This is a genomic window from Nocardia terrae (genome assembly GCF_009760405.1).
In the GTDB taxonomy this organism is placed as follows: domain Bacteria; phylum Actinomycetota; class Actinomycetes; order Mycobacteriales; family Mycobacteriaceae; genus Nocardia; species Nocardia terrae.
On the sequence record NZ_WRPP01000001.1, the window covers coordinates 600,833 to 618,279 of the forward strand.

The 17,447-nt window shown below is 69.0% G+C and carries 16 protein-coding genes; 10 read left to right on the plus strand and 6 right to left on the minus strand.

Features of this window, described 5'->3' with window-relative positions; translation table 11 throughout:
• Positions 1–56 precede the first annotated feature (56 nt).
• From GPX89_RS02660 to GPX89_RS02675, 3 genes are all read left to right on the plus strand, one after another.
• The gene (locus tag GPX89_RS02660; protein WP_198347235.1) at positions 57–887 is read left to right on the plus strand and encodes a hypothetical protein; all 831 of its coding nucleotides are present in this window, start codon (positions 57–59) and stop codon (positions 885–887) included.
• Between the two features lie 143 nt (positions 888–1,030).
• Entirely contained in the window at positions 1,031–1,282 is a 252-nt protein-coding gene (locus tag GPX89_RS02670) for a hypothetical protein (protein ID WP_235946637.1), read from the plus strand.
• 22 nt (positions 1,283–1,304) lie between these two features.
• Positions 1,305–1,823, plus strand: coding sequence for a GNAT family N-acetyltransferase (locus tag GPX89_RS02675; RefSeq protein WP_157354881.1), 519 nt, complete (start codon positions 1,305–1,307; stop codon positions 1,821–1,823).
• Here the strand turns inward: GPX89_RS02675 and GPX89_RS02680 are convergent.
• The 3 genes from GPX89_RS02680 to pflB form a co-directional block, all read right to left on the minus strand.
• Positions 1,820–2,503, minus strand: a complete 684-nt coding sequence (locus GPX89_RS02680) for a response regulator (RefSeq protein WP_157354882.1) — start codon at positions 2,501–2,503, stop codon at positions 1,820–1,822. The two genes, GPX89_RS02675 and GPX89_RS02680, sit on opposite strands and share 4 nt — an antisense overlap.
• A 113-nt stretch (positions 2,504–2,616) precedes the next feature.
• Positions 2,617–3,390 (minus strand): pyruvate formate-lyase-activating protein, encoded by a 774-nt coding sequence (gene pflA, locus GPX89_RS02685; RefSeq protein WP_157354883.1) that lies wholly within the window; start codon positions 3,388–3,390, stop codon positions 2,617–2,619.
• 38 nt (positions 3,391–3,428) lie between these two features.
• Positions 3,429–5,681 carry a formate C-acetyltransferase gene (gene pflB / locus GPX89_RS02690; RefSeq protein ID WP_157354884.1) on the minus strand — a complete coding sequence of 751 codons (2,253 nt, stop codon included), beginning with the start codon at positions 5,679–5,681 and terminating at the stop codon, positions 3,429–3,431.
• Between the two features lie 107 nt (positions 5,682–5,788).
• Between pflB and GPX89_RS02695 the strand changes: the two genes are divergently transcribed.
• Positions 5,789–7,003: a GAF domain-containing sensor histidine kinase gene (locus GPX89_RS02695; RefSeq protein WP_198347236.1), complete on the plus strand. Its 1,215-nt coding sequence runs from the start codon at positions 5,789–5,791 to the stop codon at positions 7,001–7,003.
• A gap of 36 nt (positions 7,004–7,039) precedes the next feature.
• On the opposite strand, the gene GPX89_RS02700 is transcribed toward GPX89_RS02695, so the two are convergent.
• Entirely contained in the window at positions 7,040–7,756 is a 717-nt protein-coding gene (locus GPX89_RS02700) for a hypothetical protein (RefSeq protein WP_235946638.1), read from the minus strand.
• Positions 7,757–7,972: 216 nt separating this feature from the next.
• Between GPX89_RS02700 and GPX89_RS02705 the strand changes: the two genes are divergently transcribed.
• The 6 genes from GPX89_RS02705 to GPX89_RS02730 all read left to right on the plus strand — a co-directional run bounded on the left by GPX89_RS02705 (position 7,973) and on the right by GPX89_RS02730 (position 12,994).
• Entirely contained in the window at positions 7,973–8,449 is a 477-nt protein-coding gene (locus GPX89_RS02705; RefSeq protein ID WP_157354886.1) for an NUDIX domain-containing protein, read from the plus strand.
• Positions 8,450–8,531: 82 nt separating this feature from the next.
• Positions 8,532–9,725: a cytochrome P450 gene (locus tag GPX89_RS02710; protein ID WP_157354887.1), complete on the plus strand. Its 1,194-nt coding sequence runs from the start codon at positions 8,532–8,534 to the stop codon at positions 9,723–9,725.
• Positions 9,726–9,740: 15 nt separating this feature from the next.
• Positions 9,741–9,935 (plus strand): ferredoxin, encoded by a 195-nt coding sequence (locus GPX89_RS02715; protein ID WP_157354888.1) that lies wholly within the window; start codon positions 9,741–9,743, stop codon positions 9,933–9,935.
• Between the two features lie 23 nt (positions 9,936–9,958).
• Positions 9,959–11,131, plus strand: a complete 1,173-nt coding sequence (locus GPX89_RS02720; protein ID WP_328601441.1) for an NAD(P)/FAD-dependent oxidoreductase — start codon at positions 9,959–9,961, stop codon at positions 11,129–11,131.
• Positions 11,132–11,150: 19 nt separating this feature from the next.
• Positions 11,151–12,323, plus strand: coding sequence for a sensor histidine kinase (locus tag GPX89_RS02725; protein ID WP_157386950.1), 1,173 nt, complete (start codon positions 11,151–11,153; stop codon positions 12,321–12,323).
• The gene (locus GPX89_RS02730) at positions 12,320–12,994 is read left to right on the plus strand and encodes a response regulator (protein WP_157354889.1); all 675 of its coding nucleotides are present in this window, start codon (positions 12,320–12,322) and stop codon (positions 12,992–12,994) included. Before GPX89_RS02725 ends, GPX89_RS02730 begins: the two co-directional genes overlap by 4 nt.
• 274 nt (positions 12,995–13,268) lie before the next feature.
• Here GPX89_RS02730 and GPX89_RS02735 read toward each other — a convergent pair whose 3' ends face one another.
• Both GPX89_RS02735 and GPX89_RS02740 read right to left on the minus strand, forming a co-directional pair.
• Entirely contained in the window at positions 13,269–15,848 is a 2,580-nt protein-coding gene (locus GPX89_RS02735; RefSeq protein ID WP_157354890.1) for a polynucleotide kinase-phosphatase, read from the minus strand.
• Positions 15,848–17,446: a 3' terminal RNA ribose 2'-O-methyltransferase Hen1 gene (locus GPX89_RS02740; protein ID WP_157354891.1), complete on the minus strand. Its 1,599-nt coding sequence runs from the start codon at positions 17,444–17,446 to the stop codon at positions 15,848–15,850. The genes GPX89_RS02735 and GPX89_RS02740 overlap by 1 nt, the downstream gene beginning before the upstream one ends.
• Between the last annotated feature and the right edge of the window lies 1 nt (position 17,447).

The window sequence follows — 17,447 nt, forward strand, 5'->3', positions numbered from 1 at the left end:
CCCGAAACCCGCCGACACGCCCCGGATTTCGACGCGGCACCCCCAAAATCGATCAGGTGACGGACCTCGTGCTCACCCCCGAACGCCGCGTCGAACTCTCCGCGCTCCTCGGCGACGAGGCTCGCCTGCGCGCCGAATTCCCCAGAGTCGCCGACTATCTCGACACCGCATCCCAGCTACCCGGTACCGGCGACGAACGCGCCGACGCGGCCTTCGACCTGAGACTCGTGCACTACCTGACCGGCGGCGCGTCGAACAACCCGTACTGGGACATCGTCGGACCCTCCGTGACCGAATTCGCGCGTCGGCGGGTCGTCAACGGCGGACGGGTGTCCGGCAGCGCGAGACTCGGCTTCGCCCAGACGATCCTGCAATCCGCCTATGCCTACGCGATACCCTCACCGAAAACGGTCGAATGGGTGGCCGCGGTCTGCGCCGGCCACCCCATCACGGAGATCGGAGCCGGCCGCGGCTATTGGGCCGCCCAGCTCACCCGTGCGGGCCGCACCGTCCATGCCTTCGATTCCGAGCCCCCCGGCATCTGTCCGAACCCCTCCTTCCCCACCTTCCCCGGCCAGCGAACCCTCTGGCACCCGGTGAGCCCCAACACAACTCACGCCGCCTACAACGCGGGCCGCCACGCCCACACCCTCCTGCTGTGCTGGCCCCCGGGCTGGGGCGACCACATGGCCTGCACCACCCTCACCGCCTTCACCCGCGCAGGCGGCACCCACCTGCTCTACATCGGCGAACCCCGAGGCGGCAAGACCGCCGACACCGCCTTCTTCGACACCCTCGACAGCACCTGGCATCTCGAATCCGAAGACCCCCACTACGTCTCCTGGTGGAACCTCACCGACACGGCCCAATCCTGGACCCGCCTCTGAAGCGACTCGAACCCGGCCGAAGAATCCTGTACATCTCCCATCGAGCGCGCCCGAACCAGCTTCATCAAGATCAGGCAGCGAGTTCGGCGGATGCTTGCGCGGCGTCGACGCTCTGCAACAGTATCTACCGCGCCGATGCGGACATGATGGTCAATGCCCATGTGTGGGGCGTGAACGCCGAACAGCATGGTCGTCGCGACGTCGGCGGTGAGTTGGCCATATCCGATGAATCCATCGAACTGTGTTTCGTCGCTCCTGCCGACCTCGGCACGCTGGATATGCATCACACGCAGCGACTCGGGCTGTCCACTACCTGGAACGGCGGTCCACGCCTTACCCCGGCTGCCTTACCCCGGCTGAGAATCAGCGGCCGTTGTCAGTTCGGTGGTAACTGACCAGCGGTACGACAATGTCGAGATGGGATGGACTGTTGGGGCGGAGGCAGTCGACTCCGATGTCGCCGTCGCATTGTGGAGGGCGTATTACACCGAGGTCAGCGACCGTTGGTATCTGCTGCACGAAGGGCGCGCGACGGATCCTGACGAACTCGAGCGTGGGATCGCGGGATCGGATGGTGCTGAGCTCGTTCCGCCCGGTGGGCAGTTGCTGGTTGCGCGATACGACGGTGAGCCCGTCGGATGTGCGGGAGTGCGGTTACTGGATGTGGGAACGGCCGAACTGACTCGGGTGTTTCTGTATCAGCGGATGCGTGGGAAGGGCGGTGCCGCTGTGCTTGTCGCGGGCGCCGAGGACGCCGCACGTGCCCTCGGCGCCGCGCGGTTGGTCCTCGACACTCGTAGCGACCTCGTGGAAGCCCGCAGGCTTTACATGCGGTTGGGCTACACAGAGACCGAGCCGCACAACAGCTCTCGTTACGCCGACCACTGGTTCTGCAAGCGCCTCGACGTGGCACCAGGTTCGGTGCGCGAAATCTAGCGGACGCCGTCGGCCCAGTTGTCGCCGTGTTCGTGGCGGAGGTGTTCGGCGAGGATGGCTGCCTGGGAGCGGCGGGCCAGGCCCAGTTTGGCGAGGAGGGCGGAGACGTAGTTGCGGACTGTTTTTTCGGAGAGGTAGATCTTTCCCGCGATTTCCTTGTTGGAGAGACCTTGGCCGATATGCAGGAGGATCTGCTTTTCTCGTTCGGTGAGGTCGACATCCGCAAGAGGGTTGGTGGGGGTGCGTTGTTGGAGGCGTTCGGTTACCTCGGCGGCGGTACGGGGGTCGATCAGGGACTCGCCTGCCGCTACGCGGCGGATGGCGTCGATCAGTTGGGGGCCGCGGAGTTGTTTGAGGACATAGCCTTTGGCGCCGGCCAACACCGCGCCGAGGAGGGCCTCGTCGTCGGAGAACGAGGTGAGCATGAGGACGTTCAGGTCGGGGATCTCGGAGATGAGGTCGCGGCAGACGGTGACGCCGTCGCCGTCCTCGAGGCGGACGTCGAGGACGGCCACGTCGGGGCGGACGGCGGGGACTCGGCGCAGGGCCTCGGCGGCGGAGCCGGCCTCGCCGGCGACCTCGATGTCGCCCTCGGCTTCCAGGAGGTCCTGGAGGCCGCGCCGGACGATCTCGTGGTCGTCTAGTAGGAAGACTCGGATCTTGTTGTCCACGGTGATCATCCTCGCAGGTGGTCGGGCCGGATCCGGGTAGCGAACACGGCGGGTGGCGGTCCACTGTGTCCGACTGCCACCCGCCGCGCTCTTTCCCCTGTTCCTTGTCCCCGACAAGGTCTCTAGTAGGCCGCCAGTCCGGCGTCCTGGAAAATGTCGCGCGCTCGTTCGACCTGTTCAGCGGTCGGTGTCGGGGTGTCGGCGAGCACGAAACGACGGTTGAGGGCCTCCCACTTGGACTGGCCCAGGGTGTGGAACGGGAGCACATCCACCCGTTCGATATTGCCCAGGCCGCCCGCGAAGCCGGCGACCGCGCCGATCTCCTCGATCGGATCGGTGATGCCCGGCACCAGCACGTAGCGCAGCCAGACCCGCTTGCCGCGCTTGGCCAGCCGGGTGGCGAAGTCCAGGGTCGGCTGCAGGTCGCGGCCGGTCAATCGACGGTAGGTCTCGGGCTGTCCGGCTTTGATATCCAGCAGCACCAGGTCCGTGGCCGCGAGCAGCTCATCGGAGGCAAGGCGCCCCAGGTAGCCGGAAGTATCCAGCGCGGTGGACAGCCCGAGACCTTGGAACCCCTGCAGCAGGGCGGTCGCGAAGTGCGGTTGCTGCAGCGGTTCCCCGCCGCTGATGGTCGCGCCGCCGCCGGAGGCGCGGATGAACGGCACGAACTTGCCCGCCTCGGCGAGCACATCGTCGACATTCATCCGAGTTCCGTTGTCGCGCAACCAGGTATCGGGGTTCTGGCAGTAGAGGCAGCGCAGGGGGCAGCCGCTCAGGAAGGTGACGAAGCGGGTGCCCGGCCCGTCCACTCCCGTGGAGATGTCCCAGGAGTGGACGGACCCGGTGGTTTCGGGGCCGACACCGACGCTCGGCTGGGACAGAAGTGCTGTGGACATTCTCTTCAACCTTTCTCGGTGTCGGCCGGGTGCGAGGCTTACAGGCTCGCGTGGAAGGTGCGGTTGATGACGTCGAGCTGCTGCTCGCGGGTCAGGCGAACGAAGTTCACCGCATAACCCGAGACGCGAATCGTCAACTGCGGGTAGTTCTCCGGGTGCTCCATGGCGTCGAGCAGCGTGTCCTGGTTGAGAACGTTGACGTTCATGTGGAACCCGTTGGTCGCGACGTAGCCGTCCAGCACGCCCACCAGGTTGGTGATGCGCTCGTCGGCGCTGCGGCCCAGACCCTGCGGCGTCACCGTGGTGGTGAGCGAAATGCCGTCCGTCGCATGCTCGTAGGGCAGCTTGGCGACCGACATGGCCGAGGCCACGATGCCGTGGGTGTCGCGGCCGTTCATCGGATTGGCGCCCGGCGAGAACGGCTCACCCGTACGACGGCCGTCGGGGGTGTTGCCGGTCTTCTTGCCGTACACCACATTCGAGGTGATGGTCAGCACCGACTGGGTGTGCTCGGCATTGCGGTAGGTCGGGTACATGCGGACCTTCTGCATGAACCGCTCCACCAGTTCGGCGGCAATCGAGTCGACGCGGTCGTCGTTGTTGCCGTACTTGGGGAAGTCGCCCTCGATGGTGTAGTCGACGGCCAGGCCGGTCTCATCGCGCACCGGGGTCACCTTGGCGTACTTGATCGCCGACAGCGAGTCGGCGGCCACGGCCAGACCGGCGATACCGCAGGCCATGGTGCGGCGAACATCCAAGTCGTGCAACGCCATTTCGATGCGCTCGTAGGCGTACTTGTCGTGCATGTAGTGAATCACGTTGAGCGCGTGCACATACGTCTTGGCCAGCCAGTCCATCAGCTTGTCCATGGCGGCGTCGACCTCGGCGTAGTCGAGCACGTCGGAGGTGATGGGCTCGAAGCCGCGAGCGACGACCTTGCCCTTCTTCTCGTCGCGTCCGCCATTGATGGCGTACAGCAGCGTCTTGGCGAGATTGACTCGCGCGCCGAAGAACTGCATCTGCTTGCCGACCTCCATGGCCGAGACGCAGCAGGCGATGGCGGTGTCGTCGCCGAAGCGCGGCCGCATCAGCTCATCCGACTCGTACTGGATGGAGCTGGTGTCGATGGACACCTTGGCGCAGAAGCGCTTGAAGCCCTCGGGCAGCTGCGGCGACCAGAACACGGTCAGGTTCGGCTCGGGGGCCGGGCCCAGGTTGTAGAGGGTCTGCAGGTAGCGGAAGCTGGTGCGGGTCACCAGCGCACGCCCGTCGACGCCGACGCCGCCGATGGACTCGGTCACCCAGGTCGGGTCGCCGGAGAACAGCTCGTCGTACTCGGGGGTGCGCAGGAAGCGCACGATGCGCAGCTTGATGACGAAGTCATCGACCAGTTCCTGGGCGCGCTCCTCGGTGATCAGGCCCTCGGCCAGATCGCGTTCGAGGTAGATGTCGACGAAGTTCGCGGTGCGGCCCAGCGACATCGCCGCGCCGTTCTGCTCCTTCACCGCGGCCAGGTACGCGAAGTACAGCCACTGGATGGCCTCCTGCGCAGTGCTCGCGGGCTTGGAGATGTCGCAGCCGTAGGCGGCGGCCATTTCCTTCAGCTCGCCCAGCGCGCGGATCTGCTCGCTGACTTCCTCACGGCGGCGGATGGTTTCGTCGTCGGCCCACAGATCCTCGAGCGCGAGGTGGTCGGCCTTCTTGCCCTCGATGAGCTTGTCCACGCCGTAGAGCGCGACGCGACGGTAGTCGCCGATGATGCGGCCGCGGCCGTAGGCATCCGGCAGGCCGGTCACGATGCCGGCGCTGCGGGCGGCGCGAATGTCGGCGGTGTAGGCGTCGAAAACGCCGTCGTTGTGGGTCTTGCGGTACTTGGTGAAGATCTCGGCGACCTTCGGGTCCTCCTCGACGCCGTAGGCGGCGAGGCTGGACTGCACCATGCGGTAGCCGCCGTAGGGCATGATCGCCCGCTTCAGCGGCGCATCGGTCTGCAGGCCGACGATGAGCTCGTTGCCCTCGTCGATGTAGCCGGGCCGGTGGGCGGTGATGGTGGAGGGGGTGTGCTGGTCCACGTCGTAGATGCCGCGCTCGCGCTCGGCCGGGAACATGGCGCTCAGCTTGTCCCAGATGCCCAGGGTGCGGGCGGTGGGTCCGGCCAGGAAGCTGCCGTCGCCCTCGTAGGGCGTGTAGTTCTGCTGAATGAAATCGCGCACGTCGATGGCGTCCCGCCACAGGCCGCCTTTGAATCCGGTCCAGGCTTCGGTGCGCGGTTCGGTTCCGATCATCGTCATTGTGTGACTCCTAAATCAGCCGAATGGTCTGAAATCAGACTGCTCCGTGACGACACCCCGCCCCAGAGACAAATGTCCCCATGTTGCCGGTAGGTAGCCTTTGGTTCATGTCCGATGAGCCGTGGGGTGCCGTACCGGATGTGCTGCGGGAACTGACCGCGCCCGAGGAACGGCTGCACGACCTGGTCGAAGCCGTCTACTCGGTGGTTTCCGACCTGGATGTGGACATGGTGCTGCGGCAGCTGGTGACCGCGGCGGTCCGGTTGGTCGACGCCGAATACGGTGCCCTGGGGTTGCTGGACCTCGATGACCCGTCGGGTGAGCTACGCCTGGCCCAGTTCGTCCCGGTCGGTATGGATGACTCGATCATTCAGCGGATCGGGCACTGGCCGCGCGGAGGCGGCGTCCTCGGGGTGGTCCTGTCGGGGGACGAGCCGGTGCGCCTCGACGACCTCATGCAGCACCCCGCCTTCGAGGGCTGGCCCGCCGGGCACCCGCCCATGCACAGCTTCCTCGGCGTGCCGGTGCGCTATCGCGGGCGAGTGCTGGGCGACCTCTATCTGTCCAACAAGCGCGGCGGCGGCACCTTCACCGATGAGGACGAGCGGATCATCGAGGCGCTGGCGGTGATCGCCGCCACCAAGATCACCAATGTGCGCATGTACGACCAGGTGCAGCGCGACACCGTGCGGCGGCAGCAGGACTCCGCCAAGATCGCCGTCATGGAGGATCGCGACCGCATCGCGCGCGATCTCCACGACTCGGTCATCCAGCGCATCTACGCCTCGGGCCTGGCCCTGCAGGGTGCGCTGCGCATGCAGCCCGCGGCCGACATCGCGGATCGCCTGGAACGCGTGGTCGCCGACCTGGACGACACCATCCAGGACATTCGCGGCACCATCTTCTCGCTGCAGTCCGCCACCGGCGGCGAGGGCGGATTGCGCAGCCAGATCACCGAATTGGTCGCCTCGGCCGCCAGGCACCTGGGCTTCACCCCGGGCCTGCGCCAGAACGGCCCGATCGACACCCTGGTCCCGCCCGAGACCGCCCGCCAGGCCCTCGCGGTGCTGCGGGAATCACTGTCGAATGTGGTCCGCCACGCCGATGCCACCCGCATCGACGTGAGCGTCACCGCGGCCCGGGGTGAACTCCGGATCTCGGTGGCGGACAACGGTATCGGCGTCGGCTCCGCGCCCCGGCGGGGCGGACTGCGCAATATCGCCGAACGCGCCACCGAGCTCGACGGGGTCGTGGAGATCGGGCTGGGGCTGGACGGGCGCGGCACCACGGTCGTGTGGCGGGTGCCGATCCCGGAGGCGTGATCCCGGCCGCGAGCGGGCCGGAATCACGGGCTCGGCTCAGCTGCCCGGCTGGGCGGCGGCCTGCGGTGTGGGGGCCGGGGTCGTCTTGTCGGCCCACCGGGTGGTGCCGTCCTTGGCCTCCATGGTGTTGAGCAGGTCGAACCCGGAGATGAGGAGGGTGGGTCCGCCCAGGGCGATGGTGCCGAGGATGCCGCCGACGGTCGCGCCGGTGAGGAAGCCTGCGACACAGCCCGCCACCAGGGTGGCCACACAGCCGACGGTCGCGCCCAGCGCGGTCCCCACGAAGGTGCCGATCGTGGTGGCCAGCCCGAACTGCTGGGAGAAATTGGCCAGTGCGCGATCGTTTTCCGCCTGTGAGGCGACGGGTTTCACCGTGATGGGCTGTGCGAGCGACAGATCGGCGGGCCGGTCCGGGGTCAGCGCCAATACCGTGCCGTCATTCTGAATTTCGGGTTCGACCGGAATGTCGGTGGCGCCCAGATGGAATTCCAGCGGCAGGGTGAGCAGTATTCTTCCCTCGCCGTCCTTGACGTTCACCACGTCCGAGGTCGTCGCCTTCGAGAGTTCGAAGGTTCCGCCGCGCAGGCTGGTCACAACCTTCTTGTCCTGCAGTTTGACCGAGTACGTCAGGCTCGGCGGGGCGGTCGTGGGCTCGGCGTTCGCCGGTGTGATGGCCGCGGGTAGCACGGTGGCCGGGGTGACCAGTGCGCCGATCACCAGGGTGGCAGTAGCGCAGGCAGTGCGGAACTCCATGCGGTATTCCAATCCGTCATCAGGTGTGGAGCCGATCCGAAATCTGGAGCTTAATGGAAGGTGCAAATACCCAAAAGGTTTCGGACGCAATATATTCAGGCGGAAACGATTCGTCTGATATCGGAGAATAATCCACTACATCCGATATGCCGCAATGTCGCTCACCCTAGCGCCCGCCGTCCACCCCCGCGCGCCGATTCGGCAAACTCTTCTGCCATGAGCCTCAGATACAGCGCCGGAGTCCTGCTGTTCCGCCGCACCGCCGGTCTCGAAGTGCTGCTCGGGCACATGGGTGGCCCGCTGTGGGCCAAGAAGGACGCCGCCGCCTGGTCCATCCCCAAGGGCGAATACGAGCCCGAGGAGGAGAAGCCCGAGGCGGCCGCCCGTCGCGAATTCGCCGAAGAGCTGGGCGTGCCCGCCCCGGACGGCGAGTGGATCCCGCTCGGAGAGGTCGAATACGGCAGCGGCCGCGGCAAGAAGCAGCTCACCGTCTGGGCGGTCGAAGCCGACCTCGACCCCGCCGCGATCGTGCCCGGCACCTTCGAAATGGAATGGCCCCCGCGCTCGGGCCGCCTCGCCGAATTCCCCGAAATCGACCGCGCCGCATGGTTCGACCTCGCCACCGCCGAGGAGAAGCTGGGCAAGGGCCAGCGCCCCTACCTCGGCCGCCTGCGCGACCAGCTGGGCGGATAGCCCGCATACCGCGATCGCAGTAGATCAAGAGTCCACGTCCGGACGACGACGACCACCCGGTCCCGGCGGCAGGGTGGTCGGTATGACCGAAACTCAGCTCGTCACCGGGACCCAGCCCGTGGTGCGGACCTGCCCGTTCAGCCCGCCCGAGGAGTACCGGACACTGCGCGAACAGGATCCGATCACTCGGGTCACCTTGCCCGACGGCATCGAGGGCTGGCTGGTCACCCGCTACGCGGACGTGCGCGCCGTGCTGTCCGATCCGCGATTCAGCTCGCGGCGTCGCGGTGTCACCGGCAACCACCTCGGGTCCGAGGAACTGCCGCCGGCCCCGCCGGGCTGGTTCATCATGATGGATCCGCCCGAGCACACCCGCCTGCGCCGCATGCTCACCGGCCGGTTCACCGTCCGGCGCATGCGCGAGCTGACCCCGGCGGTCGAGAAGATCGTCGCCGACCACCTCGACGCGATGGCCGCGGCCACCGGCCCGGTCGATCTGGTCCAGGAGTTCGCATTGCCGATTCCCTCGCTGGTCATCTGCGAGCTGCTCGGCGTGCCCTACGCCGATCGTGAGGAGTTCCAGCACAATTCGGCCGTCATCCTGCGTCTCGGCGCACCCGCCGAGGAAGTGGCGCAGGCCCAGCTGGAATTGAACCGGCTGATCCACCGGATCGCCGTTCGCAAGCGCGCCGAGCCCGGTGACGACATCCTCAGCGCGCTCGTGCGCGACGGCGATCTCACCGATGAGGAGCTGGCCGGCGTCGGCGTCCTGCTGCTGGTCGCCGGGCACGAGACCACGGCCAACATGATCGCCCTGAGCACCCTGTGCCTGCTGCGCGATCCGGCTCAGCTGGCACTGCTGCGCTCCGAGCCCGAACACGTGGACGCGGTGGTCGAGGAACTGCTGCGCTACCTGAGCGTCATCCAGTTCGGCATCCGCCGAAGGGCTTTGGAGGATGTGGAGCTGGACGGCCACCTGATTCCGGCGGGCAGCACGGTGGTCGCCCACCTGCCCGCCGCCAACCGGGACCCGGAACAGTTCCCGCAGGATCCCGAGAGCCTGGATCTGATGCGCCCGCACTCGGCGCACGTCGCCTTCGGTTTCGGTATCCACCAGTGCATCGGCCAGCAGCTGGCCCGGCTGGAGCTGCGAATCGCGTTGAGCGCGTTGTTCGAACGCTTCCCGGAGCTGCGGCTCGCGATGCCGCTCGAGCAGATCCCGATGCGCGACGAGATGGTCGTCTACGGCGTGCACGAGCTTCCGGTGACCTGGTAGGGGAGGGGCGATTCCATGAAGATCGAGATCGACCAGAGCAAGTGCTGCGGCGGCGGCCAGTGCGTGATGGCCGCCCCGGCGGTGTTCGACCAGCGCGACGAGGACGGCGTGGTCGTCCTGCTCGACGCGAGCCCGGCCGAGGAGCTGCTGCCCGAGGTCCTGCGGGCCGCGGCGAGCTGCCCGACCCTCGCCATCCGGGTCGACCGGTAGTGTCCGCCCCGAATCACGTTGTCGTGGTAGGTGCTTCGGCCGCGGGTCTGACCGCGGCCGAGGCCCTGCGGCGGGAGGGCTTCACCGGTGGGCTCACCCTGATCGGCGACGAGACCCACCCGCCCTATGACCGCCCGCCGCTGTCGAAGCAGGTGCTCACCGGGGCGAGGCAGCCCTCGGAGGTCGCGCTGCGCGATGAGGACGCGATCGCCCGGCTCCAGGCGGATCTGCGATTGGGTTGCCGAGCAACCGGTTTGGATACCGCCGCACGCGTGATCGCACTCGCCGACGGTGACCGGGTGCGCTACGACGGCATGATCATCGCCACCGGTCTGCGCCCGCGCCGGCTGCCTTTCGGACACGAGCTGGCCGGGGTGCATGTGCTGCGCACCCTCGATGACGCCCTCGCGGTGCGCGCGGAGCTGGCGACCGGGCCGCGTGTGGTGGTGCTGGGTGCGGGCTTCCTCGGCAGCGAGACAGCCGCCTCCGCACGGGAACTCGGATTGGACGTCACCCTGGTCGACGCCGAGCCCGCCCCCATGATCCGCCAGTTCGGTCCCGAGGTCGCGGGCCTGCTGGCCGCCGCCCATCGCGACCACGGGGTGCGAATGCGGATGGGCCGCAAGGTATCCGGCATCGAGGGCGGGAACGGCCGGGTCGCCGCGGTCGTGCTCGACGACGGGACACGGCTGGCCGCGGACCTCGTGGTGGTCGCCATCGGCTCGGTGCCCGCCGTGGACTGGCTGGCCGGTTCCGGTGTGCCGATCGGCGATGGAGTGCTGTGCGACGAGTACTGCCGTGCCGGGCCGGGCGTCTACGCGGCCGGGGATGTCGCCAACTGGCCGCATCCGGGTCTCGGCGCGCGGGTCCGGCTCGAGCAGCGCACCAATGCGGGGGAGCAGGCGATGGCCGCCGCCCGCAATCTGCTCGCCGAGCCGGGACAGGAAACGCCGTATGCGCCAACCCCGTTCGGATGGACCGATCACTACGGCGACAAGATCCAGCTGCACGGCTGGTGTCCGCCCGGAGCCCGGACCGAGATCGTCGCGGGCCACCCGCGCGAGCGCAAGTTCGTCGCGCTCTACCGCCGCGGCGACCGGGTCGTGGGCGCGCTGGGCTGGAACAGCGTCCGCGCGCTGCGCGCATACCGCGGCCACGTCACCGCGCCGGGTCACGCCGATGCGTCCGGTCGGTAGGTACCTTGACGACGTGCGGATGATCACCGAGCTGCGGTGCTCGCTGCGGGCCCGGCCGTGGCTGGCCGATCTCGCGGTCGCCCTCGGCTGCTTCCTGGTGGCCGCACCGGTCGCGGCGGCCATGGCGGGGTTGCGGCACAGCCCGGTCGACCGCGCGATCAGCGGGGCCGCGCTGACCTGTGTGCCGCTGCTGGTCCGCACCCGCTGGCCGGTTCCGGTGGTGGCGGCGACGGTCATGGTGGAAGTCGCTCGCTACCTGGTGATTCCGTACTCGACGCCGCCGCCCGCCGCCACGGCGGTCGCCTTGTTCACCGTGGCGAACAGGGTGGATCGCCGCACTGCCTGGCTGGTCGGCGGATGCGCCGCGGTGCCGCTGGTCGCCGCGATCCTGATCTCGCAACCCGCTCCGGGGAATCTGACGCAGGCGCTGTCCCAGATCGCCTGGACCCTGCTCGGCGTCGCCGCGGGCGACGCGGTGCGCGGGCATCGGGAGTTGCTGGCCGCGGCCCTGGAACGCGCCGAAATCGCCGAACGCGACCGCGAAGTGGAGGCCGCCCGCCGGGTCGCCGAGGAGCGGCTGCGGATCGCGCGCGAGCTGCACGACGTGGTCGCCCACCACATCACCCTGGTGAACGCGCAGGCCACCGTCGCCCATCACCTGATGCGCACCGATCCCGAACATGCCTACGGGGCGTTGGAACGCATCCGCGACACCAGCCGGACCGCGCTCGACGATCTGCGCGCGACGGTCGGAGTGCTGCGCGCGGAAGGGGATTCGGGGCCCGCGCGGACGCCGTCGCCCGGTCTGGCCGACCTCGCCGCGCTGGTCGATTCGTTCCGGTCGGCCGGACTGGAGGTGGGCGTGGAACGGTCCGGAGATCCGGTCGAGCTGTCCTCGCTGACCGATCTGACCGCGTATCGGATCATCCAGGAGGCGTTGACCAATACCCGCAAGCACGCGGGTGTGGCGGCCGCGCGGGTGCGCCTGGACTATCGGTCCGATCTGGTCCGCATCACCGTCGATGACGAGGGCCACGCCCGCGCGAACACCGGCACCGGCTACGGCATGATCGGCATGCGGGAACGCGTGAAGGCGGTCGGCGGCACGCTCGACGCGGGCCCGCGTCCGGACGGTGGTTTCCGGGTGGACGCCGAACTGCCGTATCGGGCCGGGCGAAAGGGCGGGTCATGACCATCCGGGTGCTGCTCGCCGACGACCAGGCGCTGCTGCGCGACACCTTCCGCATGCTCATCGACTCCACCGCCGACATGTGCGTGGTCGCCGAGGCCGCCACCGGACGCGAAGCCGTCGAACTGGCCCGCACCCAGCGGGTCGACGTGGTGCTCATGGACATCCGCATGCCCGAGCTCGACGGCCTCGAGGCGACCCGCCTGATCAGTGCGGACGAGGACCTGGCCGGGGTGAAGGTGCTGGTGCTCACCACCTTCGAGCACGAGGACCACGTCGTCGAGGCCCTGCACGCCGGGGCGAGCGGCTTCCTCGGCAAAGGCATGAACGCCGACGAACTCCTCGACGCCATCCGCATGGTCGTCGCCGGTGACGCGCTGCTGTCCCCGACCGCCACCAAGGCCCTGATCGCCCGGGTCCTGTCCCAGCCCGACCCCGCCCGCTGGCAACCGCCGCCCGCCCTGGCCGAGCTCACCCCGCGCGAACGCGAGGTGGTCACCCTGGTCGCGATGGGCCTGTCCAACGATGAGATCGCCGAACAGCTCTTCGTCACCGCCCTGACCGCGAAGACCCACGTCAACCGCGCCATGACCAAACTCGGTGCGCGAGACCGAGCCCAACTCGTGGTCATCGCCTACCGAACCGGCCTGGTCCGCCCCGACACGCCCGGCTGATCCGGCCCCTCGACTTCGAGTCGACGCACTGGCGGACCGCAGGCGATCGAACCCGGACGGCCGGCAAAGGGCCCCTGCCCAGTGCGGAGCTCCCCGCCACCGTGATTCCGGCGGGCTTTTGGCCGGAATCCGCTCTGCGGCAGTGGATCCCGGCCAGAAGCATGCCGGGATGACGAGCGGGTGCGCCGCTCGGCCGGGATGGCGGGTGTCCGGTCGTCCCGCTGAGATCGCGGATTACAGTCGCCCGCCGCGACGAGCGGGACCCTGGTGTCCGCTACAGCCGGGGGTCGACCGGCTCGGTCTCCAAAGCGAGGATCGCGAAGACCGCCTCGTGGACTCGCCACAGGGGCTCGCGAGCCACGAACCGGTCCAGGGCCTCGAGGCCCAGGGCGTATTCGCGCAAGGCCATGGAGCGCTTGCCGCCGAGCCCCCGCGACCGCAGGCGCTGGAGCTGGTCCGGGCGCAGGTACTCCGGGCCGTAGATGATCCGGAGGTATTCCGGGCCACGGCATTTCACGCCCGGCTGGACCGGCCGGCCGCTGCGGGTTCCGGTGCCGGTCACCAGCGAACCCAGCGGCTTGACCACCATGCCCTCGCCGCCGACGGCGGTGAGCTCGGTCCACCAGGTCGTCGCCTCGGCCTCGGCCTGCGGGGAGGCGAGGTCGACGATGCGGCGACCCGTCGCGGTGAAGAACTCCGGGTCGGCGGCGACCAGGCGGTCGAGTCGCTCGAGGTGCCAGTTGTGGTCGCGTCCGGCGTAATTCGCGCCGGAGGCGGCCAGTAGCTGGAACGGGGCCAGGCGGACGCCCTCGAGTCCGTCGGTGGGCCAGCAGTAGCGGCCGTAGGCGGTGGTGAAGGCATCGGCGTCCTCCCGGCGCGCGATGGTGCGCGCGGCGAGATCGCCTACGTCCAAACCTCTTTCGACCGCGGCCGCCAGTACTCCCGACGCCTCGGCGAGGGAGGCGCGCGCCGCCGCGCCGACCGCCGCGTACTGGCTGCGCAGCAGGCCCGTCGCCTTGGCCGACCACGGCAGCAATTCGGTGTCCAGCAGCAGCCAGTCCGTGCCCAATTCCTCGAAGAGCCCGGCGGTTTCGGCCGCCGCGCGCACCCGGGCCAGCAGGGCCTCGGTGCGCGCCGGATCGTCGAAGAAGGGGCGGCCGGTGCGGGTGTACACCGCGCCGGTGCTGCCGTCCTCCACGCCGAACCGGTCCCGCGCGGCCCGCGCCGACCGTGAAACCACCACGACCGCACGCGAACCCATGTGCTTCTCCTCGCACACCACGGTGTCGACGCCCTCGGAGCGGTAGTACTCGAAGACCTGGGCCGGGTGCTCGAGGTAGCCGTCCAGGGTGGAGGTGGCGCACGGCGACATGGTCGGCGGCAGGTACACCAGCCAGCGCGGGTCCACGGCGAAGCGGCTCATCACCTCGAGCGCGGCGCTCGCGGCGTCCTGCTGCACGCCGACCCGGCCGAGTTGGCGGGTCTCCACCACACGGCGGCCCAGCACGTCGTCCAGATCGAGCACGCCCGGATCCCGCTGCACCACGGCCTCGCCGGTGGCGAAGGTCGCGGCCTCCAGCGGGCGCACCGGCTCGAACCAGACCTGTTCGGCCGCCACCGAAACCGGCTCGCGCTCGGGATAGCGCAGGGCGGTCAGGCGGCCGCCGAACACCACGCCGGTGTCCAGGCAGAGCGTGTTGTTCACCCACACCAGCTCGGTCATCGGCGTGTGGCCGTAGAGGACCAGCGCCTTGCCCCGGTAGTCGTTGGCCCACGGGTAACGCACCGGCAGCCCGTATTCGTCGGTCTCACCGGTGGATTCGCCGTACATGGCGAATTCGCGCACGCGACCCGAGGTGCGGCCCTGGTACTCCTCCTTCAGCCCGGCGTGCGCGACGACCAGCTTGCCGCCGTCGAGCACGTAGTGGCTGACCAGGCTGCGCATGAATTCCTGTGCGGTCTTGCGGAATTCGGCGTCCTCCGCCTCCAGCTGGGACAGCGACTCGGCCAGGCCGTGCGCCACCTTGACCTTGCGGCCGTCCAGCGCGCGCACCAACTTGAACTCGTGGTTGCCGGTGACGCACAGCGCGTTTCCGGCGGCCACCATGCCCATGACCAGTCGCAGCACACCCGGGGTGTCAGGCCCGCGATCGACCAGGTCGCCGACGAACACCGCCGTGCGCCCCTCGGGGTGCCGCGCGTCCACCGCACGCCCGCCGGCGTCGCGGGCGATGACGTAGCCGAGCTCGCCCAGCAGCGTCTCCAGTTCGCTCCGGCACCCGTGCACGTCACCGATGACGTCGAACGGGCCGGTGAGATCGCTCTTGTCGTTCCACAGCCGCTCGTCGCGGATGGTCGCCGCCTCGATCTCCTCGACGCCGCGCAGCACGTGCACCTTGCGGAAGCCCTCGCGCTCCAGGAACTTCAGTGAGCGCTTCAGGTCGCGCTGGTGCCGGTTCACCACGTGCGGGCCCAGATCGGCGCGATCCACGCGCAGCGCGTTGCGCCGCACGCATTCGGCTTCGGGCACGTCGAGCACGATGGCCACCGGCAGCACGTCGTGCGCCCGCGCCAACGCCACCAGCGCCTGCCGCGCCTTGGGCTGCACATTGGTGGCGTCGATGACGGTCCGCAGCCCGCGCCGCAGCCGCACGCCCGCCACATGGTGCAGCAGCTCGAACGCCTCGTTGGTGGCCGACTGATCGGCCTCGTCGTCGCTCACCAGCCCCCGATAGGCGTCGGAGGACAGCACCGCCGTGGACCGGAAGTTCTTGTGCGCGAACGTGGATTTCCCGGAACCGGAACTACCGATCAACACGACCAGCGACAGCACCGGGATGGACAGCTCTGCCATTACGCGGCCCCTTTCTCGTCGCCGTCGTTCTTCGATTCCTGCTTGGTGAACACAGCCATCTGTGTCGACGCCCCCACTTCCGCATCCTCGGGCCCGACCGGCTCGAATCGCACGGCATACCCGTACGTTCCGCCGACGCGGTGGGCCCAGTCCGCGAATTCTGCCCGGCTCCACTCGAATCGGTGATCGGAATGCCGGAACGTGCCCGCGTGCAGGGTCTCATAGCGCACGTTGTACTCGCTGTTGGGCGTGGTCACCAGGACCGCGCCCGGTGCCGCCGAGCCGAACACCGCATGCTCGAGCGCCGCCAGCCGGGGCGCGTCCACGTGCTCGATCACCTCCATGAGCACGGCCGCGTCATAACCCCGCAGCGAGGCATCGGTATACGTGAGCGCCCCCTGCCGCACGGTGATCCGCCGCGACTGCCATTCCGGCAGCCGCCGCATCCGCCGCGCCGCGATCTTCAACTCCCGCATCGATACGTCGATCCCGACGATCTCACCGAAGGCGCGATCCGCCGCCAACTCCAGCAGCAGCGCCCCCTGCCCGCACCCGAGATCGAGCACCCGGCCCGCCCCGACCGACAGCAGCGCCCGATGCACGGCCGCGCGTCGCAGCACCGCCAGCGAGGGCCCGCGCTCGCCCTCCACGCCTTCGCCCGTGGGCGACCCGGCGGATGCGGTGCCAGCGATGCGCGGGTCCGCCGGGCGCGCCGAATCGGCCTGTGCCACAGGCGCTGCGGCGACAGGTCCGGACCCCGGATCAGCGCAGTCGGTCTCGGAGTCCGTGCCGGTCGCTTCCTCGTCGGCGGCGTCCTCCACCGCGTCGAACTCTTCGGGCTCGGCGTCGTCCAGTTCGGCGAGCCGGGCCAGCGCGGTGCGGACCAGGGTGTGGCGGCGGGTCAGGTAGCGGCGGGTGATCCACTCCCGTTCCGGGTGGCCGGTGAGCCAGCCCTCGCCGAACCGCAGCAGTTTGTCGATCTCACCTTCGTCGAGCCAGTAGTGCTTGCTGCCGTCCAGGACGGGCAGCAGCACGTACAGATGCGTGAGGGCATCGGAGAGGCGCAGCGTGCCGGTGAGTTCCACCCGGACGTAATGGGAGTCGCCCCACTCCGGGAATGCCGGATCCAACGGCAGGGGAGTGGCCACCACCGTCCAGCCCAGCGGCGTGAACACCCGCTCGACGTACTCCGGCCCGCCCTTGCAGGGCACGGCCGGGAGTTCGACGCGCAGCGGCAGCGCGGTCCGTGCCAGCTCCGGCCGCTGTGCGCAGCGCCCGTGCAGGGCGGTGCCGAACACGGTCGAGATCGCCACCGACAGCAGCGAGGACGCCGCGTACGGGCGATCGTTCACATACTGGCCGAGGCTGAAATCGGGCGTGCCCTTGGGCTTTCCGCGCACCAGTCGCACCGGATCGATCTCCATCAGCAGCGCCGCGGTGCAGTGCTCCTCGGTGGCCTCGGGATAGAGCACGTGCGCGACACCGTAGGACTGCTCGAAAGTCTGTATGCGCGAAGGATTCTTGTGCAGCAGGTACCCCAGATCGGTGGCGGGCCACTCGGCTTCCACGGGGCGCGTACAAGAAATCGTCAACAGCATC